This is a genomic window from Kitasatospora sp. NPDC004289 (assembly GCF_053602875.1).
In genome coordinates, this window is record NZ_JBSGEL010000028.1 from 11,715 (window position 1) to 31,495 (window position 19,781).

Genomic DNA, 19,781 nt, shown 5'->3' on the forward strand with positions numbered 1-19,781 from the left:
TCAGCTCCCTTCCGCGGAGTTGGAGTTGGCGCCGTTCAGGGCGTCCTGGAGTTGCGGGGCCCGGCTGCGACGGCGGGGCACCGGGGGGAGCTGCTGACCGGGCAGCGGCGGGACGGGGTAGCCGCCCGCCATCGGGTCGAACTCGGTCTCGGCGGCGGCCGGCTGCTCCGGCTCCTTGGCCTTGACCACGTCGCGGAGCAGGAACAGCAGCAGCACCACCAGCACCGGTGCGCCGACGTACAGCACCACCTGGCCGAAGTCGTAGCCCTCGTTGCGCAGCGCGCGGACGGTGGCCACCATCACCAGCCAGACCAGCGAGACCGGGATCAGCACCTTCCAGCCCAGCTTCATGAACTGGTCGTAGCGGAACCGGGGCAGGGTGCCGCGCAGCCAGATGAAGAAGAACAGCAGCAGCTGGATCTTCAGGGTGATCCAGAGCATCGGCCACCAACCGTGGTTGGCGCCCTCCCAGAAGGCGGAGATCGGGTACGGGGCCCGCCAGCCGCCCAGGAAGAGGGTGGAGGCGACCGCCGAGACGGTGACCATGTTGACGTACTCGGCCAGCATGAACATCGCGAACTTCAGCGAGGAGTACTCGGTGTTGAAGCCGCCGACCAGCTCGCCCTCGGCCTCGGGGAGGTCGAACGGGGCGCGGTTGGTCTCACCGACCATCGCGATGACGTAGACGATGAACGACACCGGCAGCAGCACCGCGAACCAGGTCGGCTGCTGGGAGGCGACGATCTCCGAGGTGGACATCGAGCCGGAGTAGATGAAGACCGCCGCGAAGGACAGGCCCATCGCGATCTCGTAGGAGATCATCTGCGCCGAGGAGCGCAGCCCGCCGAGCAGCGGGTAGGTCGAGCCGGAGGACCAGCCCGCCAGCACGATCCCGTAGATGCCGACCGAGGCCACCGCCAGGATGTAGAGCAGGGCGATCGGCAGGTCGGTCAGCTGCATCGGGGTGCGGGTGCCGAAGATGGAGACCTCGTTGCCGGCCGGGCCGAACGGGATCACCGCGAAGGCCATGAAGGCCGGGATCGCGGCGACGATCGGTGCCAGGACGTAGACCACCTTGTCGGCGCCGGTGACCACCAGGTCTTCCTTCAGCGCCAGCTTCACGCCGTCGGCCAGCGACTGCAGCATGCCCCACGGGCCGTGCCGGTTGGGGCCGATGCGCAGCTGCATCCAGGCCACGACCTTGCGCTCCCAGACGATCGCGATCAGCACGGTGCCGACCAGGAAGGCGAAGACGAACACCGCCTTGATCAGCACCAGCCACCACGGGTCGCGCCCGAAGAAGCCGAGGGTCTCGTATGCGGCCAGCGTCATGACTCCTCCGCCGGGGCGATGGTCACCAGGTGTCCGGTGGTGGTGCCGAGGGTGCGGAAGGCGCCGCCCGGCGTGGAGTTGAGGGGCAGCCAGACGGTGCGGTCGGGCTGCTCGGGGTTGAGCTCCAGCGGCAGGACCAGCGAACCGCCGGGGCCGGTGATCCGCAGTGCCTCCTCCGCGCCGATCTCGGCGGCGGTGGCGGGCGAGATCCGGGCCACCGCGGCGTGCCGGGTGCCGGCCAGGTGCTCGTCACCGGTCTGCAGGGTGCCGTTGTCCAGCAGCATCCGGTGGCCGGCCAGCACGGCCTGGCCGGTGGCCGGGCGGGGCAGCGGGGCGGGGGCGGCGTTCGGAGCGGTGGGCAGGTCGCCCTCCCACGGGGCGAAACGGTCCAGCTCCAGCCGGGCGGCCCGGACGTCGCCGAGGGCGATCGGGCGGCCCAGGGCGTCGGCCAGCATGCTCAGCACCCGGACGTCCGGGTGCAGTTGGCGGGCCATCAGCTGGTCGGGCTTGAGCGCGGCCTCGAACATCCGCACCCGGCCCTCCCAGTCGAGGTAGGTGCCCGCCTTCTCGGTGACCGCGGCCACCGGCAGCACCACGTCGGCCTGCGCCGTGACGGCGGAGGGGCGCAGCTCCAGCGAGACGGTGAACCGGACCCGGGCCAGCGCCTCGTCGGCCAGCGCCGGGTCGGCCAGGTCGTCCGGGTCGACCCCGCCGATCACCAGCGCGTCCAGGTCGCCGTGGGCGGCGGCCGCCAGGATCTGGTCGGTGTCCCGGCCGAGGCGGGCCGGGAGTTCGGCCGCGCCCCAGATGCCGGCGGTCTCGGACCGGGCGTCGGTGGAGCTGACCGGACGGCCGCCGGGCAGCAGGCCGGGCAGCGCACCGGCCTCCACCGCACCGCGCTCACCGGCCCGGCGCGGCACCCAGGCCAGCCGGGCGCTGGTGGCGGCGGCCAGCCGCAGCGCGGCGGTCAGCCCGCCGGGCACGGTGGCGAGGCGCTCGCCGACCAGGATCACCGCACCGGCCTGGCGCAGGAGTTGACCCGCGCGGCCGGCGTCGTCGCCGAGTGCGGTGTCCTCCGCGAGGGCGGTCAGCCACTCGGCCTCGGTGCCGGGCGCGGCCGGGAGCAGCGCGCCGTGCAGCTTGGCCAGTCCCCGGCTGCGGTGCGAGGCGACCGAGAAGACCTGGAGCCCCTTGGCCCGGTTGGCCTTGCGCAGCCGCAGGAAGACGATCGGCGACTCCTCCTCGGGCTCGAAGCCCGCGAGCAGCACGGCCGGTGCGGCCTCCAGCGCCTCGTACGAGACGCCTTCGCCGTCCAGGTCCACGCCGGTGCCGGCCACCTCGGAGGCCAGGAAGTCGGCCTCCTCGGCGGAGAGCGGGCGGGCCCGGAAGTCGACGTCGTTGGTGCCGAGCGCGACCCGGGCGAACTTGCCGTAGCCGTAGGCGTCCTCGACCGTGACGCGGCCGCCCGCCAGGACGGCGGCCTTGGCGCCGCGCAGCCCCTCGGCGGCGAAGGCCAGTGCCTCCGGCCAGGAGACGGCGACGAGTTCGCCGTCCTTGCGGATCATCGGGCTGGTCAGCCGGTCCCGCTGCTGGGCGTAGCGGAAGGCGAAGCGGCCCTTGTCGCAGTTCCACTCCTCGTTCACCGCCGGGTCGTCCCCGGCCAGCCGGCGGAGCACCTTGCCGCGGCGGTGGTCGGTGCGCTGGGCGCAGCCGGAGGAGCAGTGCTCGCAGACGCTGGGCGAGGAGACCAGGTCGAACGGGCGGGAGCGGAAGCGGTAGGCGGCCGAGGTGAGCGCGCCGACCGGGCAGATCTGGATGGTGTTGCCGGAGAAGTAGGACTCGAAGTCGTCCCCGGCCCCGGTGCCGACCTGCTGGTTGGCGCCGCGCTCCAGCAGGTCGATGAACGGGTCACCGGCCACCTGCTCGGAGAAGCGGGTGCAGCGGGCGCAGAGCACGCAGCGCTCGCGGTCCAGCAGCACCTGGGTGGAGACCGGCAGCGGCTTGGGGTAGGTGCGCTTCATCCCGTCGAAGCGGGTGTCGCTGTCGCCGGTGGACATCGCCTGGTTCTGCAGGGGGCACTCGCCGCCCTTGTCGCAGACCGGGCAGTCCAGCGGGTGGTTGATCAGCAGCAGCTCCATCACACCGCGCTGGGCCTTCTCCGCCACCGGGGAGCTGACCTGGGTGCGGACCACCATGCCCTCGGCCACCGGAATGGTGCAGGAGGCGACCGGCTTGCGCTGGCCCTCGACCTCCACGATGCACTGGCGGCAGGCCCCGGCCGGGGCGAGCAGCGGGTGGTCGCAGAAGCGCGGGATCTGGGTGCCGATCTGCTCGGCGGCCCGGATCACCAAGGTCCCCTTGGGGACCTGGAGTTCGACCCCGTCGATGGTGAGCGTGACGAGGTCGGTGCTGGTCTTCGGCGGCTCGGTCACGGTCATGCGTGCACCTCCCTCTCGGTGGTGTGGTCGTGGGCGGTGCGGTCGGCCCAGACGGTGGAGGCGGAGTGGTCGAACGGGCAGCGCCGCTCGGTCAGGTGCCGCTCGTACTCCTCGCGGAAGTACTGGAGCGAGGAGACGATCGGGCTGGCCGCGCCGTCGCCGAGCGCGCAGAAGGACTTGCCGTTGATGTTGTCGGCGATGTCCAGCAGCTTCTCCAGGTCGCCGTCTGTGCCCTCGCCGGCCTCGATCCGCTTGAGCAGCTGCACCAGCCAGTAGGTGCCCTCGCGGCACGGGGTGCACTTGCCGCAGGACTCGTGGGCGTAGAACTCGGTCCACCGGGTGACCGCCCGCACCACGCAGGTGGTCTCGTCGAAGACCTGCAGCGCCTTGGTGCCGAGCATCGAGCCGGCCGCGCCGACGCCCTCGTAGTCCAGCGGCACGTCCAGGTGCTCGTCGGTGAACATCGGGGTCGAACTGCCGCCCGGGGTCCAGAACTTCAGGCGGTGCCCGGCCCGGATGCCGCCGCTGATGTCGAGCAGCTGACGGAGCGTGATGCCGAGCGGGGCCTCGTACTGGCCGGGGTTGGTGACGTGCCCGGAGAGCGAGTAGAGGGTGAAGCCGGGGGACTTCTCGGTGCCCAGCGACTTGAACCACTCGTTGCCCCTGGCCAGGATCGGCGGCACCGAGGCGATCGACTCGACGTTGTTCACCACCGTCGGGCAGGCGTACAGGCCGGCGATCGCCGGGAACGGCGGGCGCAGCCGGGGCTGGCCGCGGCGGCCCTCCAGCGAGTCCAGCAGCGCCGTCTCCTCGCCGCAGATGTACGCCCCGGCGCCCGCGTGCACGGTGATGTCCAGGTCGATCCCGGAGCCGAGGATGTTCTTGCCGAGGTACCCGGCCTCGTACGCCTCGGCGACCGCCGCGTGCAGCCGGCGCAGCACCGGGACGACCTCGCCGCGCAGGTAGATGAAGGCGTGCTCGCAGCGGATCGCGTAGGACGCGATGATCATGCCCTCGATCAGCGAGTGCGGGTTGGCGAACAGCAGCGGGATGTCCTTGCAGGTGCCCGGCTCGGACTCGTCGGCGTTCACCACCAGGTAGTGCGGCTTGCCGTCGTTCTGCGGGATGAACTGCCACTTCATGCCGGTCGGGAAGCCGGCCCCGCCGCGGCCGCGCAGGCCGGAGTCCTTGACCTGGGCGATCACCTCGTCGGGCGCCATCGCCAGGGCGTTGCGCAGGCCGACGTAGCCCTCGTGGCGGCGGTAGGTGTCGAGGCTCCAGGGGCGGTGGTCGCCCCAGGAGGCGGACAGCACGGGCGAGAGCAGCTTCTCGGCCGGCTCTGCGGAGGTCATCACGCTTCGGTCCCTTCGTGCCTCGGAGCCACGACCTTGGTGCCGGGGGTGCCGGGCAGCGCCTCGCCCTTGGCGAGCCGCAGGCCGGCCAGCGAGGGCGCGCCGCCCGCGCCGGAGGCGTCCACCGCGCCGGGGCGCTCGTCCGGGAAGCCGGCCAGGATGCGGGAGGTCTCCTTGAAGGAGCAGAGCCGGGCGCCGCGGGTCGGCCGCACCTCCTGGCCGTCCTTCAGCTGGTCGACCAACTCCCGTGCGCTCTGCGGGGTCTGGTTGTCGAAGAACTCCCAGTTGACCATCACCACGGGGGCGTAGTCGCAGGCCGCGTTGCACTCGATCCGCTCGATCGAGACCTTGCCGTCCGGGGTGGTCTGGTTGTTCTCCACGCCCAGGTGCTGCTTGAGCTCGTCGAAGATCTCGTCGCCGCCGAGCACCGCGCAGAGCGTGTTGGTGCAGACGCCGACGTGGTACTCGCCGGCCGGGCGGCGCCGGTACATGGTGTAGAAGGTGGCCACCGCGGTCACCTCGGCCGTGGTCAGGTCCAACTGCTCGGCGCAGAACCGGATACCGGTCGGCGTCACGCAGCCCTCCTCCGCCTGCACCAGGTGCAGCAGCGGCAGCAGGGCGGACCGGGCCACCGGGTAGCGGCCGATCAACTCCTTGGCGTCCTCGGCCAGTCGGGCCTCGACCTCGGCCGGGTACGGCTTGGCGGGGAGGGCCGGCATCCCCAGTTGGACGTCGCTGCTCACCGGTCCACTCCTCCCATCACCGGGTCGATCCCGGCCACCGCGACGATCACGTCGGCGACCTGGCCGCCCTCGCACATCGCCGCCATCGTCTGCAGGTTGGTGAAGGACGGGTCCCGGAAGTGCACCCGGTACGGGCGGGTCCCGCCGTCGCTCACCACGTGCACGCCGAGCTCGCCCTTGGGGGACTCGACGGCCGCGTAGGCCTGGCCGACCGGCACCCGGAAGCCCTCGGTGACCAGCTTGAAGTGGTGGATCAGGGCCTCCATCGAGGTGCCCATGATCTTCCGGATGTGGTCCAGCGAGTTGCCCATCCCGTCGGGGCCGACGGCCAGTTGGGCGGGCCAGGCGATCTTCTTGTCGGCCACCATCACCGGGCCGGGCTTCAGCCGGTCCAGGCACTGCTCGACGATCCGCAGCGACTGGTGCATCTCCTCCAGCCGGATCAGGAACCGGCCGTAGGAGTCCGCGGTGTCCGCGGTGGCGACCTCGAACTCGTAGTCCTCGTACCCGCAGTACGGGTCGGTCTTGCGCAGGTCGTGCGGCAGTCCGGTGGCCCGCAGGATCGGGCCGGTGGCGCCGAGCGCCAGGCAGCCGGGCAGGTCCAGGAAGCCGACGTCGACCAGACGGGCCTTGAAGACAGGGTTCCCGGTGGCCAGCTTGTCGTACTCGTGCATCCGCGAGCGGAGCGTCTTCACCGCCTCGCGGATCTGGTCCACCGCACCGGGCGGCAGGTCCTGGGCGAGGCCGCCGGGGCGCACGTACGCGTGGTTCATCCGCAGGCCGGTGACCAACTCGAAGACGTCCAGGATGAGTTCGCGGTCCCGGAAGCCGTAGATCATCAGTGTGGTGGAGCCGATCTCCATGCCGCCGGTGGCCAGGCAGACCAGGTGCGAGGAGATCCGGTTGAGCTCCATCATCAGCACCCGGATCACGCTGGCGCGGTCCGGGATCTGCTCGGTGATGCCGAGCAGCTTCTCGACCGCGAGGCAGTACGCGGTCTCGTTGAACATCGGGGTCAGGTAGTCCATCCGGGTCACGAAGGTGGTGCCCTGGACCCAGTTCCGGAACTCCATGTTCTTCTCGATGCCGGTGTGCAGGTAGCCGATCCCGCACCGGGCCTCGGTCACCGTCTCGCCGTCGATCTCCAGGATCAGGCGCAACACCCCGTGGGTGGACGGGTGCTGGGGGCCCATGTTGACGATGATGCGCTCGTCGTCGGCCCGGCCGACGGCCTCGACCACCTCGCCCCAGTCGCCACCGGTGACGGTGAAGACCCGCCCCTCGGTGGTCTCCCGTGCTTCCTCGTAGTGAGTGGTCATCAGCTGTACGACCTCCGCTGGTCGGGCGCCGGGATCTGGGCGCCCTTGTACTCGACGGGGATGCCGCCGAGCGGGTAGTCCTTGCGCTGCGGGTGCCCGGTCCAGTCGTCCGGCATCATGATCCGGGTCAGTGCCGGGTGGCCGTCGAAGACCAGGCCGAAGAAGTCCCAGGCCTCGCGCTCGTGCCAGTCGTTGGTCGGGTAGACGCTGACCACCGAGGGGATCACCGGGTCGGCGTCCGGCGCGGTGACCTCGATCCGGAGCAGCCGGCCGTGGGTGATCGAGCGCAGCGGGTAGACCGCGTGCAACTCCCGTCCGGTGTCGCCCGGGTAGTGCACGCCGTTAACGCCGAGGCAGAGCTCGTAGCGCAGCGCCGGGTCGTCGCGCAGGGTGCGGACGGCCTTCAGCAGGTGCTCGCGGGCGATGTGGAAGGTGAGCTCGCCGCGGTCCACCACGGTCTTCTCGATCACCTCGGCCGGGTCGAGCCCCTGCTCCTCCAGCGCGCCCTCGAACTCGTCGGCGACCTCGTCGAAGCCGTGCCCGTAGGGGCGGCTGCTGGCCGGCGGCATCACGATCGGGGCGGCCAGGCCGCCGAAGCCGGAGGTGTCGCCGGTGCCCTTGGCACCGAACATGCCCTGCCGCTTGCCGATCACCTCGACGGGGATCTCCTTGCGGGTGGCGGGGACCGGGCTCTCGCCGCTCGTCTGCTCGCTCATCGCAGCAGCCCCCGCATCTCGCTGGTCGGGGTGGCCTCCAGGGCCAGCTCCTCCGCCAACTCCTCGGCCCGGAGCCGGTTCACGCCCAGCGGCTCGTGCTGGATCTTCTCGTGCAGCTTGATGATCGCGTCCATCAGCATCTCCGGACGGGGCGGACAGCCCGGCAGGTAGATGTCCACCGGGACGATGTGGTCCACGCCCTGGACGATCGCGTAGTTGTTGAACATCCCGCCGGAGGAGGCGCAGACGCCCATCGAGATGACCCACTTCGGATTGGCCATCTGGTCGTACACCTGGCGCAACACCGGCGCCATCTTCTGGCTCACCCGACCGGCCACGATCATGAGGTCGGCCTGCCGGGGCGAGCCGCGGAAGACCTCCATGCCGAACCGGGCCAGGTCGTAGCGGCCGGCGCCGGTGGTCATCATCTCGATCGCGCAGCAGGCCAGCCCGAAGGTCGCCGGGAAGAGCGACGCCTTGCGCACCCACCCCGCCGCGGCCTCCACGCTGGTGAGCAGAAAGCCGCTCGGCAGCTTCTCCTCGATACCCATCAGTTCCCTCTCAGTCCCTCAAGTCCGGTGGCTTGCCCCCGTGTTCACAAGCGGCCCGCACCGTCACGGGGAGCCGCCCGACCGGGGCGTTCAGTCCCACTCGAGACCGCCGCGACGCCAGACGTAGGCGTAGGCGACGAAGACGGTGGCGATGAACAGGAGCATCTCGACCAACCCGAAGATCCCCAGGGCGTCGAAGCTGACCGCCCAGGGATAGAGGAAGACGATCTCGATGTCGAAGACGATGAACAGCATCGCCGTGAGGTAGTACTTGATCGGGAACCGACCGCCGCCCACCGGCTGCGGGGTCGGTTCGATGCCGCACTCGTACGCCTCCAACTTGGCCCGGTTGTAACGCTTCGGGCCGGTCAGTGAGGCCATCACGACGGAGCCGACCGCGAACGCCGCCGCGATGGCACCGAGTACGAGGATCGGCGCGTAGGCATTCATAGCCCCCGCTCCCTCCGTCCAGTCTTCCGTGACTGCAGATCGGAACTGCCGGATCACGCTCCGCGCGACCCGCTTCCAGCCCGTGAGATCCACCTATGTGAGGCAGTTCACAAGGCTTGGAACGAGCGCATCCTATGCCCGTCGGCTTGTGACGTGCGACACGCGGTTCTGAACGATCTTTGTGATCTACGCCACCTCGCAAAGGATCACGGAGGGGCGGAAGGCGTGATCAATCAACCCAGTGCAGGCAAGTGGTCACAAAACGTCGCAATCGCCTGTGAAGTGACTGGTCAGTGGGCCATGCGCATATCAACTCAGCTGGTGATCATGCAAATTTCTGACCGCGCGGTTGACGTGATAAAGGGACCACCCGGGAGGGTGGCCCCTTCGGAACGGCCGCTTGACCCTTCGTTCACAAGCGCACGAACGCCCGGTTCCGCTACCGGCGTTCGCCCCAGACGTGGGCGGCGACGCCGACCCGGTTCCGGACGCCGAGCTTGCGCTGGATGTTGGCGAGGTGGTTCTTCACCGTGCCCGGCGAGATGAACAGCCGGGCGGCCACCGCCGCGTTGGTCGCCCCGTCCGCCACCAGGGCGGCGATCTCGGCCTCCCTGGGTGTGAGTTGCTCCGGTCGGGCACCCGGGGTGGCCTGCGCCGCCGGCTCCGGCTCCGGCTCTGCCGGCGGAGCGATCATCCGCAGCAGACGGACCGTCACCTCCGGGCTGATCAGCGCGTCCCCCGCCACCGCCGCCCGGACCGCCTCCACCAACAGCGCCGGGCCGGAGCGCTTGAGCAGGAAGCCGGCCGCGCCGCTCCGCAGCGCGGCGTGCACGTACTCGTCCAGGTCGAAGGTGGTCACCACGACCACCCGCAGCGGGTCCGGCACCCCCGGCCCGGCCAGCCGCCTGGTCAGCTCCAGCCCGTCCAGCCCGGGCATCCGGATGTCCGCCAGCACCACGTCCGGCCGCAGCCGCCGGGCCAGCTCCAGCGCCCGCTCCCCGTCGGCCGCCTCGGCCACCACGGTCAGGTCGGGCTGCGCGTCCAGGATGATCCGGTACGCCGTGCGGATGTCGGCGTGGTCGTCCGCCAACAGGACGGTGATCGTCACAACTCCCCCTCGACCGGCGGCAGGTACGCCCTGACCCGCCATCCCGCTCCGGTCCGGGCCGCCTCCAGCGTCCCGTCCACCGCCTCCACCCGGGCGGCCAGCCCGCGCAGCCCGTGGCCGCCGCGGCGGCGGGTCCGGGCCGGGGCGGCCCCGCCGTCGTCGGTGACCAGCACCTCCAGGCCGCCCCCCGGCCCCGGCCGGACCGCCACCTCCACCAGGGTGGCGTCCGGCGCGTGCCGCCGGACGTTGGTCAGCGCCTCCACCACGATCCGGTGCACGGTCGCCCCGGCCTCCCGGCCGACGGCTCGGTCCGGCAGCTCCAGCCGGACGTCCGCCGGGCCGGAGGCGGCGAACCGCTCGACCACGCCGGTGAGTTCGGCCAGGCCGGGCTGCGGCTCCCGCCGCGCTGCCTCCTCGGTACGGAGCAGATGCACCGTACGGTCCAGCGCGGCCAGCGCCTGCTGCCCGGCCTCTTCGATCCGCCGGAACAGCTCCTGCTGACCCTCCGTCACGAATCCGCCCGCCTGGGCCAGCGCCACCATCCCGCTCACGTCATGGGCGACGAAGTCGTGCAGATCGTGCGCGAGTTCGACCCGCTGGGCGCGCCGGGCCGCCTCCACCTCGCGCCGCCGCCGCTCGTCCAGCGCCCCCAGGTACAGCCCGACCGCCCCGGCCAACAGGCCTGCCAGCAGCCCGAATCCGATCAGACCGGCCAACTCCGGCAGCCGCTCCGGCACGGTGTACCGGAGCGGCCAGAGCACCGCCGCCAGGGCTGCCGCCACCGCCGTCGGCCAGGCCCTTCCTCGCACCGCGGCCGCCACCAGGCCGAGCAGGCCCAGCAGTTCGACCACCACCAGCACCCCGACGGCACGGCCCGCCTCCCCGAGCCCGCCCAGCCACCACCCGACGGCCGTCACCGCCAGTGACGCCGGCGCCCCCGCGCTCCCCCACCTCACGATCATCCGATCACCCTACGGGCCCGCTGCCGGTGACCACCCCGTGCCGAACGGCACATGACGGCCCGTCCGAACCTCCCGTTCGGCATCTGCCGCCGCTCCCCCGCCCCCGGGAGGCTTGAGCCGTTCCCGAGCAACCCACCACGAAAGGCAGCCCGATGCCCACCACCCTGCTCGCCGGCACCCCCGCCCCCACCCTCGCCGTCGTCCGTCCGCCCGCCCCGTGGGCCGTCCGCACCGCCCAGCTCGCCGCCCTGACCGCCCTCCCCTCCGGCCTCTGGCGGATCGCCCTCGGCATCGGCATCCCGGTCGGCTTCTCCGGCACCCTGGAGGCCCAGATGACCGCCCACATGCCGGGCTGGGGCACCGTCTACGTGCTCGCCCTCTCCGCCCTCGCCGAGGCACTCGCCTTCCTCACCCTCGGCCTGGTCCGCCCCTGGGGCCAACGCGCCCCCCACTGGCTCCCGTTCATCGGTGGCCGCCGCATCGCCCCGGCCACCGCCGCCGTCCCGGCCGCCCTCGGCGCCCTCGCCGTCACCCTGATCACCCTCCACGGCGCCACCACCTGGTACGACCCCGCCGCCATGGGCAACCCCGAAGCCCCGCACGGCCTGGCCGGCTTCCTGATGACCGCCGCCTACACCCCGCTCCTCCTCTGGGGCCCGCTCCTCGCCGTCGTCACCGCCGACTTCTGGCGCCGCTCCCGGCGGTGATGTTCGGCGACGCGGCCGGACGGCGGACCCGCAGTGAGGCAGCCGGACAGTCGGCCACCTGATGAACATCCGGGCCTGACGGTCAGACGGGCTCGGGCTGCACGACCGGCGGCGCCTTGCCTTCCGACACCGCCGCCGGGGCGGCGGTGCGGCGCCCCCACTCGGTGCCGGCCAGGACGCAGAGGGCGCCGAGCAGGCCGAGCGTGCCGAGGTGGTCACCGGCGAGGGTGATGCCGAAGACGGCGGCCCAGAGCGGTTCGGTGCCGAGCAGCAGGGAGACCCGGGAGGGCGAGGTGGTCCGGACGGCCCACATCTGGACCACGAAGGCGAAGATCGTGCAGACCAGCGAGAGGTGCAGCAGCACGGCCCAGTCGGCGGCGCCGTAGGAGGCCGCCAGGGTCAGCGGGGAGGTGCCGGTGAACGGCGCGATCGCCGCGAACACCACCGTGGCGGTGGCCAGTTGGACCCAGGTCAGAGCACCCGAATCGGCCTCCCGGATGGACTTCAGCCGGGCCATGGTGAGCACGTGCGCCGTCCGCACCAGCGCCGCCCCGAGCACCAGCAGGTCACCGAGCCCCGGCATCCGAAGGCCGCCGCCCCCGGTCAGCAGCGCCACCCCGAGCACCGAGAGTCCGGCCGCCGCGACGAACGGCCGGGGCAGCCCGGTCCGGGCCAGCGCGCTCTCCGCGAGCGGGGTGAAGACCATGGTGAGGCTGATGACCAGTCCGGCGTTGGTCGCCGAGGTGTGCACCGCCCCGTAGGTCTCCAGCAGGAATACCGCACCGAGCACCAGCCCCAGCGAGGCCCCGCCCAGCCACTGCCTCGGCCCGAAGCGGCGCAGCCCGCGCCAGGTGAACAGCGCCAGCAGCGGCAGCGCCACCCCGAAGCGCAGCACCAGCATGGCCACCACGCTCTGGTCGGTGGCCACGTTCTTGACCGCCAGGAAGCTGGACCCCCAGGCCACCGCGACGCCGAGCACGGGCAGGTCGCGGGCGAACGGGGCGAGGGACGGAGCACGCATGCGGTCTCCTCCGAGGAACGGGAGCGGGAGCCGTGCGACGCCGAACGGTCTGGTCGCGGGCATCGTCCCGCACGCCCGCACAGTCGATCAACACCATTCCACCCACCGGTCAACCGGCAGCTTCACGAAGCAACCTGACGACGTGCATACCGAACGGGCGTCCGGGCATTGATGATTGCGCCATGCCAACTCCCCGCCGCTCCCCGGAGGCTCCTCAAGTGCTGCGCAAACACTGGGCCCTGCTCACCGCCGCCACCACCCTGCCGCTCGCCCTCACCACCTCGGTCGGCGTCGCGGACGCCGCCCCCGCGGCCACCGCCAGCTGCACCTACACACCGGCCGTGCCCGCCGACAACTTCAAGGGCATCCCGGTCTTCGACGCCAAGAAGGCGGCCCAGCCCTACAGCGCCACCCTGAGGACCACTCAGGGCACCATCACCTTCCAGGCCTTGACCGACAAGGCGCCGTGCACCACCTTCTCGTTCCGCTTCCTCGCCGAACGGGACTACTTCGACAAGAGCCACTGCCACCGGCTCACCACCGAGCGGATCTTCGTCCTCCAGTGCGGCGACCCGACCGGCACCGGCAGCGGCGGCCCCGGCTACTCCTTCCCCGACGAGAACCTCACCGGCGCCACCTACCCCGCCGGCACCGTCGCGATGGCCAACGCCGGCCCGAACACCAACGGCAGCCAGTTCTTCTTCACCTGGAAGGACACCAAGCTCTCCCCCGCCTACACCCCCTTCGGCCGGGTCACCGCCGGCCTCGACGTCCTCCAGAAGATCGCCGCCGCCGGATCCGACTCCCAGAACAACCCCGGCGACGGCTACCCCAACCTCGTCCCCACCTTCAAGAACGTCAAGATCACCAAGCGCTGACCCCCGCCCGCTCCCGTCCGGCACGGCCCCCGCCCGCCGGACGGGAGGGGGCGACATGGGCATCGCCCTCTGCCGGAACGAACTGCACCGCGCCGTCATCGAGTTCTGGGACGCGGTGTCGGCCTTCGCCACCACGGCCCGCACCGCCCTGCATCCCTGATCGGTACGGGCCCGGCGAGCGTCAGGCGTTGGGGGCGACCTTGGCGAGGCCGTTGATGATGCGGTCCATGGCGTCGCCGCCCTGGGGGTCGGTGAGGTTGGCGAGCATCTTGAGGACGAACTTCATCAGGACCGGGTGGGTGAGGCCGCGCTGGGTGGCGAGCTGCATCACCTTGGGGTTGCCGATGAGCTTCACGAAGCCGCGGCCGAGGGTGTAGTAGCCGCCGTAGACGTCCTTGAGGATGCGCGGGTAGGCCTGGAGGGCGCGCTCGCGGCCCTCGGGGGTGATCCGGGCGTGGGCCTGGACGATGACGCCGGCCGCGATCTGGCCGGACTCCATGGCGTAGGCGATGCCCTCGCCGTTGAAGGGGTTGACCATGCCGCCGGCGTCGCCGACCAGCAGCAGGCCCCGGGTGTAGTGCGGCTGGCGGTTGAAGGCCATCGGGAGGGCGGCGCCGCGGATCGGGTCGGTCATGTTCTCGGGGGTGTAGCCCCACTCGGCGGGCATCGAGGCGCACCAGGCCTTGAGCACCTCGCGCCAGTCCAACTCCCCGAACGCGGGCGAGGAGTTGAGGATGCCGAGGCCGACGTTGGAGGTGCCGTCGCCCATGCCGAAGACCCAGCCGTAGCCGGGCAGCAGCTTCTTCTCGCCGCCCCGGGTGTCCCAGAGCTCCAGCCAGGACTCGAGGTAGTCGTCGTCGTGCCGGGGCGAGGTGAAGTAGGTGCGGTAGGCGACGCCCATCGGGCGGTCCTCGCGGCGGTGCAGGCCCATCGCCAGCGAGAGCCGGGTGGAGTTGCCGTCGGCCGCGACCACCAGCGGGGCGCGGAAGACCACCGGGCGCTTCTCGTCGCCCAACTTGGCGGTGACGCCCACGATCCGGCCGCTGCGGTCGTCCAGCACCGGGCCGGTCACGTTGCACTTCTCGTACAGCCGGGCGCCGGCCTTCTGGGCCTGACGGGCCAGCAGCTCGTCGAAGTCGGCGCGCTTGCGGACCAGGCCGTAGTCCGGGTACGCGGAGAGCTCCGGCCAGTCCAGCTCCAGCCGGACGCCGCCGCCGATGATCCGCAGGCCCTTGTTGTGCAGCCAGCCGTTGGAGGTGGAGACGTCGATGCCCATGTCCACCAACTGCTTGGTGGCGCGCGGGGTCAGACCGTCGCCGCAGACCTTCTCGCGCGGGAACTCGGTCTTCTCCAGCAGCAGGACGTCCAGCCCCGCCTGGGCCAGGTAGTACGCGGTGGTGGCCCCGGCCGGGCCGGCCCCGACCACGATCACGTCGGCGGTGCTCTCCACCGTCTCGCTGGACTCGCTGCTCAGGTCAACTGCGGTGTCGGACACGGCTGGGCACACTCCACTACGTCAAGACTGCGGGCTCGGTCGAGTCTAGCCAGGCCTTACGCCTTGAAGCCCCGGTGCAGCGCGACGATGCCGCCGGTGAGGTTGCGCCAGGCGACGCGCTGCCAGCCGGCCTGCTGCAGGCGGGTGGCCAGGGCGGGCTGGTCCGGCCAGGAGCGGATGGACTCGGCGAGGTAGACGTAGGCGTCCGGGTTGGAGCTGACGGCGGTCGCCACCGGAGGCAGGGCGCGCATCAGGTACTCGGTGTAGACGGTCCGGAACGGCGTCCAGGTGGGGGTGGAGAACTCGCAGATCACCACCTTGCCGCCGGGCTTGGTGACCCGGTGCAGCTCGCGCAGCGCGGCGTCGGTGTCCTGCACGTTGCGCAGGGCGAAGGAGATGGTGGTGGCGTCGAAGCTGTCGTCGGCGAACGGCAGCTTGGTGGCGTCGCCGGCGGTCAGCGCCAGCTCGGGGTGGCGCTTCTTGCCCTCGCCCAGCATCCCGATCGAGAAGTCGCAGGGCACGACCTCGGCCCCGGCCTCGGCGAACGGCAGCGAGGAGGTCCCCGTGCCGGCCCCCAGGTCGAGCACCCGCTGCCCGGGCCCGGCCCCCACCGCCTCGGCCACCGCGCGGCGCCAGGCCCGCGCCTGGCCGAGGGAGAGCACGTCGTTCGTACGGTCGTACTTCGCGGCGACGTCGTCGAACATCGCGGCGACTTCGTGCGGCTGCTTGTCCAGGGAGGCTCGGGTCACGACCCCATTGTTCACCACCGGCGCGCGGACCTGGGAGGAGGTCCGGCGGCGGGGCGGTGAAGGCTGCCCCGAGGGGCGCTGCCGGACGGCCGGCGGACGACCGCGAAGCGTCCGACAGCGGGTCAGCGCAGCGCGCGGCGGCCGGACTTGCGGCGCCGCCGGGACCGCTTGCCGTGGCTGATCGCGGGCATCCCGGTACCGAAGGACTCGGAGGCGAAGGCGACCGTGGTGCGCGGCCGGCTGCGCCGCGACCGGGCGGCTCCCCGGCGGTGCAGCCAGATCCGGTGGCAGCTGAAGGCGAGCAGCAGCAGCGCGACCGGGACGCTGATCCGGGCCAGTCCGACCCCGGCGGGCTGCGGGTAGCGCTTGCCGCAGGCGCGGACCGCGCCCGGGTCCTCGCCCGCGTACTCCAGGCAGATCCGGTCGCCGACCCGGGCGTCCTCGGGGAGCCCGAGGTCGGTGGCGGTCAGGGTGCGGCCCGCGGCCTGGTAGTTGACGGAGCTGTAGGTGCCGGTGCCGGCGGCGAGCTGGGTGACGGTGCCCTGCACCTTCACCGGGTCCGCGTTGATCCGGTCCGCCTGGTCGGCCTGGCGCCAGCCGAGCAGGCACATGCCGGTCGCGAGCACCGCGCTGAGCACGGCGGCGAGGTACCAGCCTCGACCGAGGCGCGAGCTGCGCGGGTGGGTTGCGGTCGGGGGTCGCATGGTTCCTGTCGGGGCTTGCCGGGCCGGGTTGGGGACGACCCGGTGCTCAGGATGGTAACCGCTGACGGTCCCTCCGGTCACGACGAGGGACCATCAGTTCACGTGGACGAAGCGAGGGTTGGTGCGGTTATGTCCAGTTGACGGCCCGTCGAACGACGCCCCACCTGACGGAGTTCCGCCCGCCCCGTGGCAGACCGCTGGACGCCGCTCAGCGGCGGCGGTAGAGCAGCCGCCCGCCCAGGACGGTGGCCAGGCAGGCCGCCCCGCCACGCTCCAGCTCGGCGACGGACGGCACGTCGAAGACCGCGAAGTCGGCCGGCCCGCCGACCACCAGCGGCCGGTGCACGGCCCGGGCGAGCGGACGGTCCGTCAGGGGGTCGAGACCGCCCCTGGCCCCGTCCCCCGGCACCGCGTGCAGCCCGGAGCGGGCCACCGCCGCCTGCACGGCGGGCAGCGCGAACGGCCCGGCCACCGCCGTCACCCCGTGCCCCAGCAGCCGCTGCAGCCCCAGCCGGGCGCTCGGCCCGCGCCGCTCCGGCGCCACCTCCGGCAGCTCCAGCGGCTCGCTCCCCAGCCCCTCGCGCGGGTCCGGGTGGTACGCGGTCCCCAGCAGCCACCCGCCGTACGGGTTGATCAGACCGGGCGTCAGCAGCCCGCCCCACAGCCGCTCCCGGGCGCCCTCGCGGGCGAGGGAGTCGTACGGGCCGAGCGCCACCACCGTGCCGCCGTCGACCAGCACCGCCCCGTCGGGGACCGGCGGGGCGGTGGGGTCGGCCGGGTCGGCCAGCAGGAGCGCGGCCCGGTGCAGCGTGCGCATCAGGTGGTGACCCCGGCTCAGGTGGTGGAGAGGATCTTCAGCTCGGGGTGCGCGGTGCCGCCCTCGATCGCCGTGGAGGCGATGTGCGAGGCCACCCGCGGGTCGACCGGGTCGTTGGCCGGGTCGTCCAGCACCCGCAGGTGCTGGTAGGTGGTGGAGCGCTGGGCCGGGGTGCGGTCGGCGGTGCGGATCAGGTGGATCAGCTCGGTCAGGTTGGACCGGTGCTTCGCCCCGGCGGCCGAGACCACGTTCTCCTCCAGCATCACCGAACCGAGGTCGTCCGCCCCGTAGTGCAGCGACAGCTGGCCGGCCTCCTTGCCGGTGGTGAGCCAGGAGCCCTGGATGTGCGCCACGTTGTCGAGGAACAGGCGGGCGATCGAGATCATCCGCAGGTACTCGAACACGGTGGCCTGGGTCCGGCCCTTGAGGTGGTTGTTCTGCGGCTGGTAGGTGTACGGGATGAACGCCCGGAACCCGCCGGTGCGGTCCTGCACCTCGCGGATCATCCGCAGGTGCTCGATCCGCTCCGCGTTGGTCTCGCCGGTGCCCATCAGCATGGTGGAGGTGGACTCCACGCCCAGGTTGTGGGCGGCCTCCATGATCTCCAGCCAGCGCTCGCCCGACTCCTTCAGCGGGGCGATCGCCTTGCGCGGACGCTCCGGCAGGAGCTCGGCGCCGGCCCCCGCGAAGGAGTCCAGACCCGCCTTGTGGATCCGGGTGATGGCCTCCTCGATCGAGACCTTCGAGATCCGCGCCATGTGCTCGACCTCGGAGGCGCCGAGGGAGTGGATCACCAGCTGCGGGAAGTCCTTCTTGATCGCGGCGAACGCGGTCTCGTAGTACTCCACCCCGTAGTCCGGGTGGTGGCCGCCCTGGAACATCACCTGGGTGCCGCCCAGTTCGACGGTCTCGGCGCAGCGGCGCAGGATCTCGTCGAGGTCGCGGGACCAGCCCTTGTCGCTCTTCGGCGCCACGTAGAAGGCGCAGAACTTGCAGGCCGTCACGCAGACGTTGGTGTAGTTGATGTTCCGCTCGATGATGTACGTCGCGATGTGCTCGGTACCCGCGTAGCGGCGGCGGCGGACGGTGTCGGCGGCGGAGCCGAGCGCGTGCAGCGGGGCCGACCGGTAGAGGTCCAGCGCCTCTTCCGGGGTGATCCGGCCACCGGCGGCCGCACGGTCGAGGACGGCCTGCAGGTCAGTGGCGGAAAGGTTGGTCTCGGACACCTTCGCTGGCCCTTCTTAATCTCCGACGTCGGACCGGCCCAGCCTACGCCAGCACCTGCGGACGGCCGGGCCCGGGAGGACGTGGTGCCGGGGGCGCGGGGAACTGCGCGCGGGGGAACGGCAGCACCTGCAACCGGCTGACGTGCCCTCAGTCTCAGGTCGGCCGCCTTCCGACTCGCGCAGTTCCTCGCGCCCCTGGGTCGCTGCCCTGCCGAGCGCCGGCCGTCAGACGGTCTGGAGGAGCGTCAGCTGGACGTCCGGGGCGAAGCCGGAGTCGTGGCCGACCCGGCGGGCGAACTCGGCGATGCCGGCCAGTTGGCGCTCGCCCAGGGAGAAGTCGAGGGCCTCGGTGAAGTAGCGCTCCAGCAGCGGGGCGTCGAACTCCTCCCACCGCGCCGCCTGTTCGGCGACCAGCGGAGCCTCCGTCAGCGAGAGGTCCCGCGACTCCAGGAAGGCCCGGTGCACGGCGGCCACCACCTCGGGGTGGCTCTCCGCGTACTCCCGCCGCGCGGCCCAGACCGCGAAGACGAACGGCAGCCCGGTCCACTCCTTCCACATCTCGCCGAGGTCGTGCACCGCGAGGCCCTGCTGCGGCGCCTGCTCCAGCGAGGCCCGCAGCGCCGGGTCGCCGATCAGCACGGCGGCGTCCGCGTCGGCGAGCATCAGCTCCAGGTCCGGCGGGCAGGAGAAGTACTCGGGCCGGACGCCCTCGCGCTCCTCCAGCAGCAGCCGGGCCAGCCGCACCGAGGTCCGCGAGGTGGAGCCGAGGGCGACGCGCTTGCCGTCCAGCTCGTGCAGCGGAAGCCTGCTGACGATCACGCAGGACATCACCGGGCCGTCGCTGCCGACCGCGATGTCGGGGAGGACGACCAGCTGGTCGGCGTTCCGCAGGTACTCCACGCAGGTGATCGGGCCGATGTCGAGCGCTCCGTTCACCAACTGGTCGCTCAGCTTCTCGGGGGTGTCCTTGCTGAGGTCGAGGTCGAGCAGGTTGCCGGTTCTCGCCAGGCCCCAGTACAGGGGAAGACAGTTGAGGAACTGGATATGTCCCACTCGGGGCCTTACCGCGACGGTCACGTTGATCCTTCCGAGCTGCCCGTTTGAAGCACTGTTCGCAGGGTATGCCTGCCCGGCTCCGCACCGGTCACCGGGCACCCACGACACACACGCGACACACACCTGACGTGGCTTTGGTCACCCCTGGTCGGGGCCG

The 19,781-nt window shown here is 71.9% G+C and carries 19 protein-coding genes; 2 read left to right on the forward strand and 17 right to left on the reverse strand.

The annotated features are described in order from the left end of the window. The 10 genes from nuoH to ACWEPF_RS20205 all read right to left on the reverse strand — a co-directional run bounded on the left by nuoH (window position 1) and on the right by ACWEPF_RS20205 (window position 10,971). Window positions 1-1,332, reverse strand: coding sequence for an NADH-quinone oxidoreductase subunit NuoH (nuoH, locus tag ACWEPF_RS20160; RefSeq protein WP_452173629.1), 1,332 nt, complete (start codon window positions 1,330-1,332; stop codon window positions 1-3). Then, the gene (locus ACWEPF_RS20165) at window positions 1,329-3,770 is read right to left on the reverse strand and encodes an NADH-quinone oxidoreductase subunit G (protein WP_452173630.1); all 2,442 of its coding nucleotides are present in this window, start codon (window positions 3,768-3,770) and stop codon (window positions 1,329-1,331) included. Before ACWEPF_RS20165 ends, nuoH begins: the two co-directional genes overlap by 4 nt. Then, complete coding sequence (gene nuoF, locus ACWEPF_RS20170; protein ID WP_345283915.1) at window positions 3,767-5,122, reverse strand: NADH-quinone oxidoreductase subunit NuoF; 1,356 nt, start codon at window positions 5,120-5,122, stop codon at window positions 3,767-3,769. The genes ACWEPF_RS20165 and nuoF overlap by 4 nt, the downstream gene beginning before the upstream one ends. After that, a complete protein-coding gene (nuoE, locus tag ACWEPF_RS20175) occupies window positions 5,122-5,841 on the reverse strand; it encodes an NADH-quinone oxidoreductase subunit NuoE (RefSeq protein WP_345283980.1) in 720 nt (239 codons plus the stop codon). The genes nuoF and nuoE overlap by 1 nt, the downstream gene beginning before the upstream one ends. Before the next feature lie 20 nt (window positions 5,842-5,861). Then, window positions 5,862-7,184 (reverse strand): NADH-quinone oxidoreductase subunit D, encoded by a 1,323-nt coding sequence (locus ACWEPF_RS20180; RefSeq protein WP_452173631.1) that lies wholly within the window; start codon window positions 7,182-7,184, stop codon window positions 5,862-5,864. Beyond that, entirely contained in the window at window positions 7,184-7,900 is a 717-nt protein-coding gene (locus ACWEPF_RS20185) for an NADH-quinone oxidoreductase subunit C (RefSeq protein WP_449796887.1), read from the reverse strand. Before ACWEPF_RS20185 ends, ACWEPF_RS20180 begins: the two co-directional genes overlap by 1 nt. Then, entirely contained in the window at window positions 7,897-8,451 is a 555-nt protein-coding gene (locus tag ACWEPF_RS20190) for a NuoB/complex I 20 kDa subunit family protein (RefSeq protein WP_345283909.1), read from the reverse strand. Before ACWEPF_RS20190 ends, ACWEPF_RS20185 begins: the two co-directional genes overlap by 4 nt. Before the next feature lie 90 nt (window positions 8,452-8,541). Continuing rightward, the gene (locus ACWEPF_RS20195; RefSeq protein ID WP_014137597.1) at window positions 8,542-8,901 is read right to left on the reverse strand and encodes an NADH-quinone oxidoreductase subunit A; all 360 of its coding nucleotides are present in this window, start codon (window positions 8,899-8,901) and stop codon (window positions 8,542-8,544) included. A 439-nt stretch (window positions 8,902-9,340) separates the two neighbouring features. Continuing rightward, the gene (locus tag ACWEPF_RS20200) at window positions 9,341-10,051 is read right to left on the reverse strand and encodes a response regulator (RefSeq protein ID WP_452173632.1); all 711 of its coding nucleotides are present in this window, start codon (window positions 10,049-10,051) and stop codon (window positions 9,341-9,343) included. After that, window positions 10,006-10,971, reverse strand: coding sequence for a sensor histidine kinase (locus tag ACWEPF_RS20205; RefSeq protein WP_452173633.1), 966 nt, complete (start codon window positions 10,969-10,971; stop codon window positions 10,006-10,008). Before ACWEPF_RS20205 ends, ACWEPF_RS20200 begins: the two co-directional genes overlap by 46 nt. A gap of 152 nt (window positions 10,972-11,123) precedes the next feature. Here ACWEPF_RS20205 and ACWEPF_RS20210 point away from each other — a divergent pair, with 152 nt between their 5' ends. Beyond that, window positions 11,124-11,678: a hypothetical protein gene (locus ACWEPF_RS20210; protein WP_452173634.1), complete on the forward strand. Its 555-nt coding sequence runs from the start codon at window positions 11,124-11,126 to the stop codon at window positions 11,676-11,678. Between the two features lie 82 nt (window positions 11,679-11,760). On the opposite strand, the gene ACWEPF_RS20215 is transcribed toward ACWEPF_RS20210, so the two are convergent. Then, the gene (locus tag ACWEPF_RS20215) at window positions 11,761-12,699 is read right to left on the reverse strand and encodes a DMT family transporter (RefSeq protein WP_452173635.1); all 939 of its coding nucleotides are present in this window, start codon (window positions 12,697-12,699) and stop codon (window positions 11,761-11,763) included. 218 nt (window positions 12,700-12,917) lie between these two features. On the opposite strand from ACWEPF_RS20215, the gene ACWEPF_RS20220 reads away from it, so the two are divergent. Continuing rightward, window positions 12,918-13,577 carry a peptidylprolyl isomerase gene (locus ACWEPF_RS20220; protein WP_452173636.1) on the forward strand — a complete coding sequence of 220 codons (660 nt, stop codon included), beginning with the start codon at window positions 12,918-12,920 and terminating at the stop codon, window positions 13,575-13,577. 181 nt (window positions 13,578-13,758) lie between these two features. Here the strand turns inward: ACWEPF_RS20220 and ACWEPF_RS20225 are convergent, their stop codons facing one another. The 6 genes from ACWEPF_RS20225 to ACWEPF_RS20250 all read right to left on the reverse strand — a co-directional run bounded on the left by ACWEPF_RS20225 (window position 13,759) and on the right by ACWEPF_RS20250 (window position 19,651). Beyond that, a complete protein-coding gene (locus ACWEPF_RS20225; RefSeq protein ID WP_380149460.1) occupies window positions 13,759-15,027 on the reverse strand; it encodes a geranylgeranyl reductase family protein in 1,269 nt (422 codons plus the stop codon). Window positions 15,028-15,128: 101 nt separating this feature from the next. Next, complete coding sequence (locus tag ACWEPF_RS20230; protein ID WP_345283890.1) at window positions 15,129-15,821, reverse strand: demethylmenaquinone methyltransferase; 693 nt, start codon at window positions 15,819-15,821, stop codon at window positions 15,129-15,131. 122 nt (window positions 15,822-15,943) lie between these two features. Further along, window positions 15,944-16,525: a hypothetical protein gene (locus ACWEPF_RS20235; RefSeq protein WP_345283888.1), complete on the reverse strand. Its 582-nt coding sequence runs from the start codon at window positions 16,523-16,525 to the stop codon at window positions 15,944-15,946. Window positions 16,526-16,733: 208 nt separating this feature from the next. After that, window positions 16,734-17,342 (reverse strand): amidohydrolase family protein, encoded by a 609-nt coding sequence (locus tag ACWEPF_RS20240; protein WP_452173637.1) that lies wholly within the window; start codon window positions 17,340-17,342, stop codon window positions 16,734-16,736. Between the two features lie 17 nt (window positions 17,343-17,359). Further along, complete coding sequence (gene mqnC / locus ACWEPF_RS20245; RefSeq protein ID WP_345283884.1) at window positions 17,360-18,568, reverse strand: cyclic dehypoxanthinyl futalosine synthase; 1,209 nt, start codon at window positions 18,566-18,568, stop codon at window positions 17,360-17,362. A gap of 225 nt (window positions 18,569-18,793) precedes the next feature. Continuing rightward, complete coding sequence (locus ACWEPF_RS20250) at window positions 18,794-19,651, reverse strand: menaquinone biosynthetic enzyme MqnA/MqnD family protein (protein WP_452173672.1); 858 nt, start codon at window positions 19,649-19,651, stop codon at window positions 18,794-18,796. Window positions 19,652-19,781 lie beyond the last annotated feature (130 nt).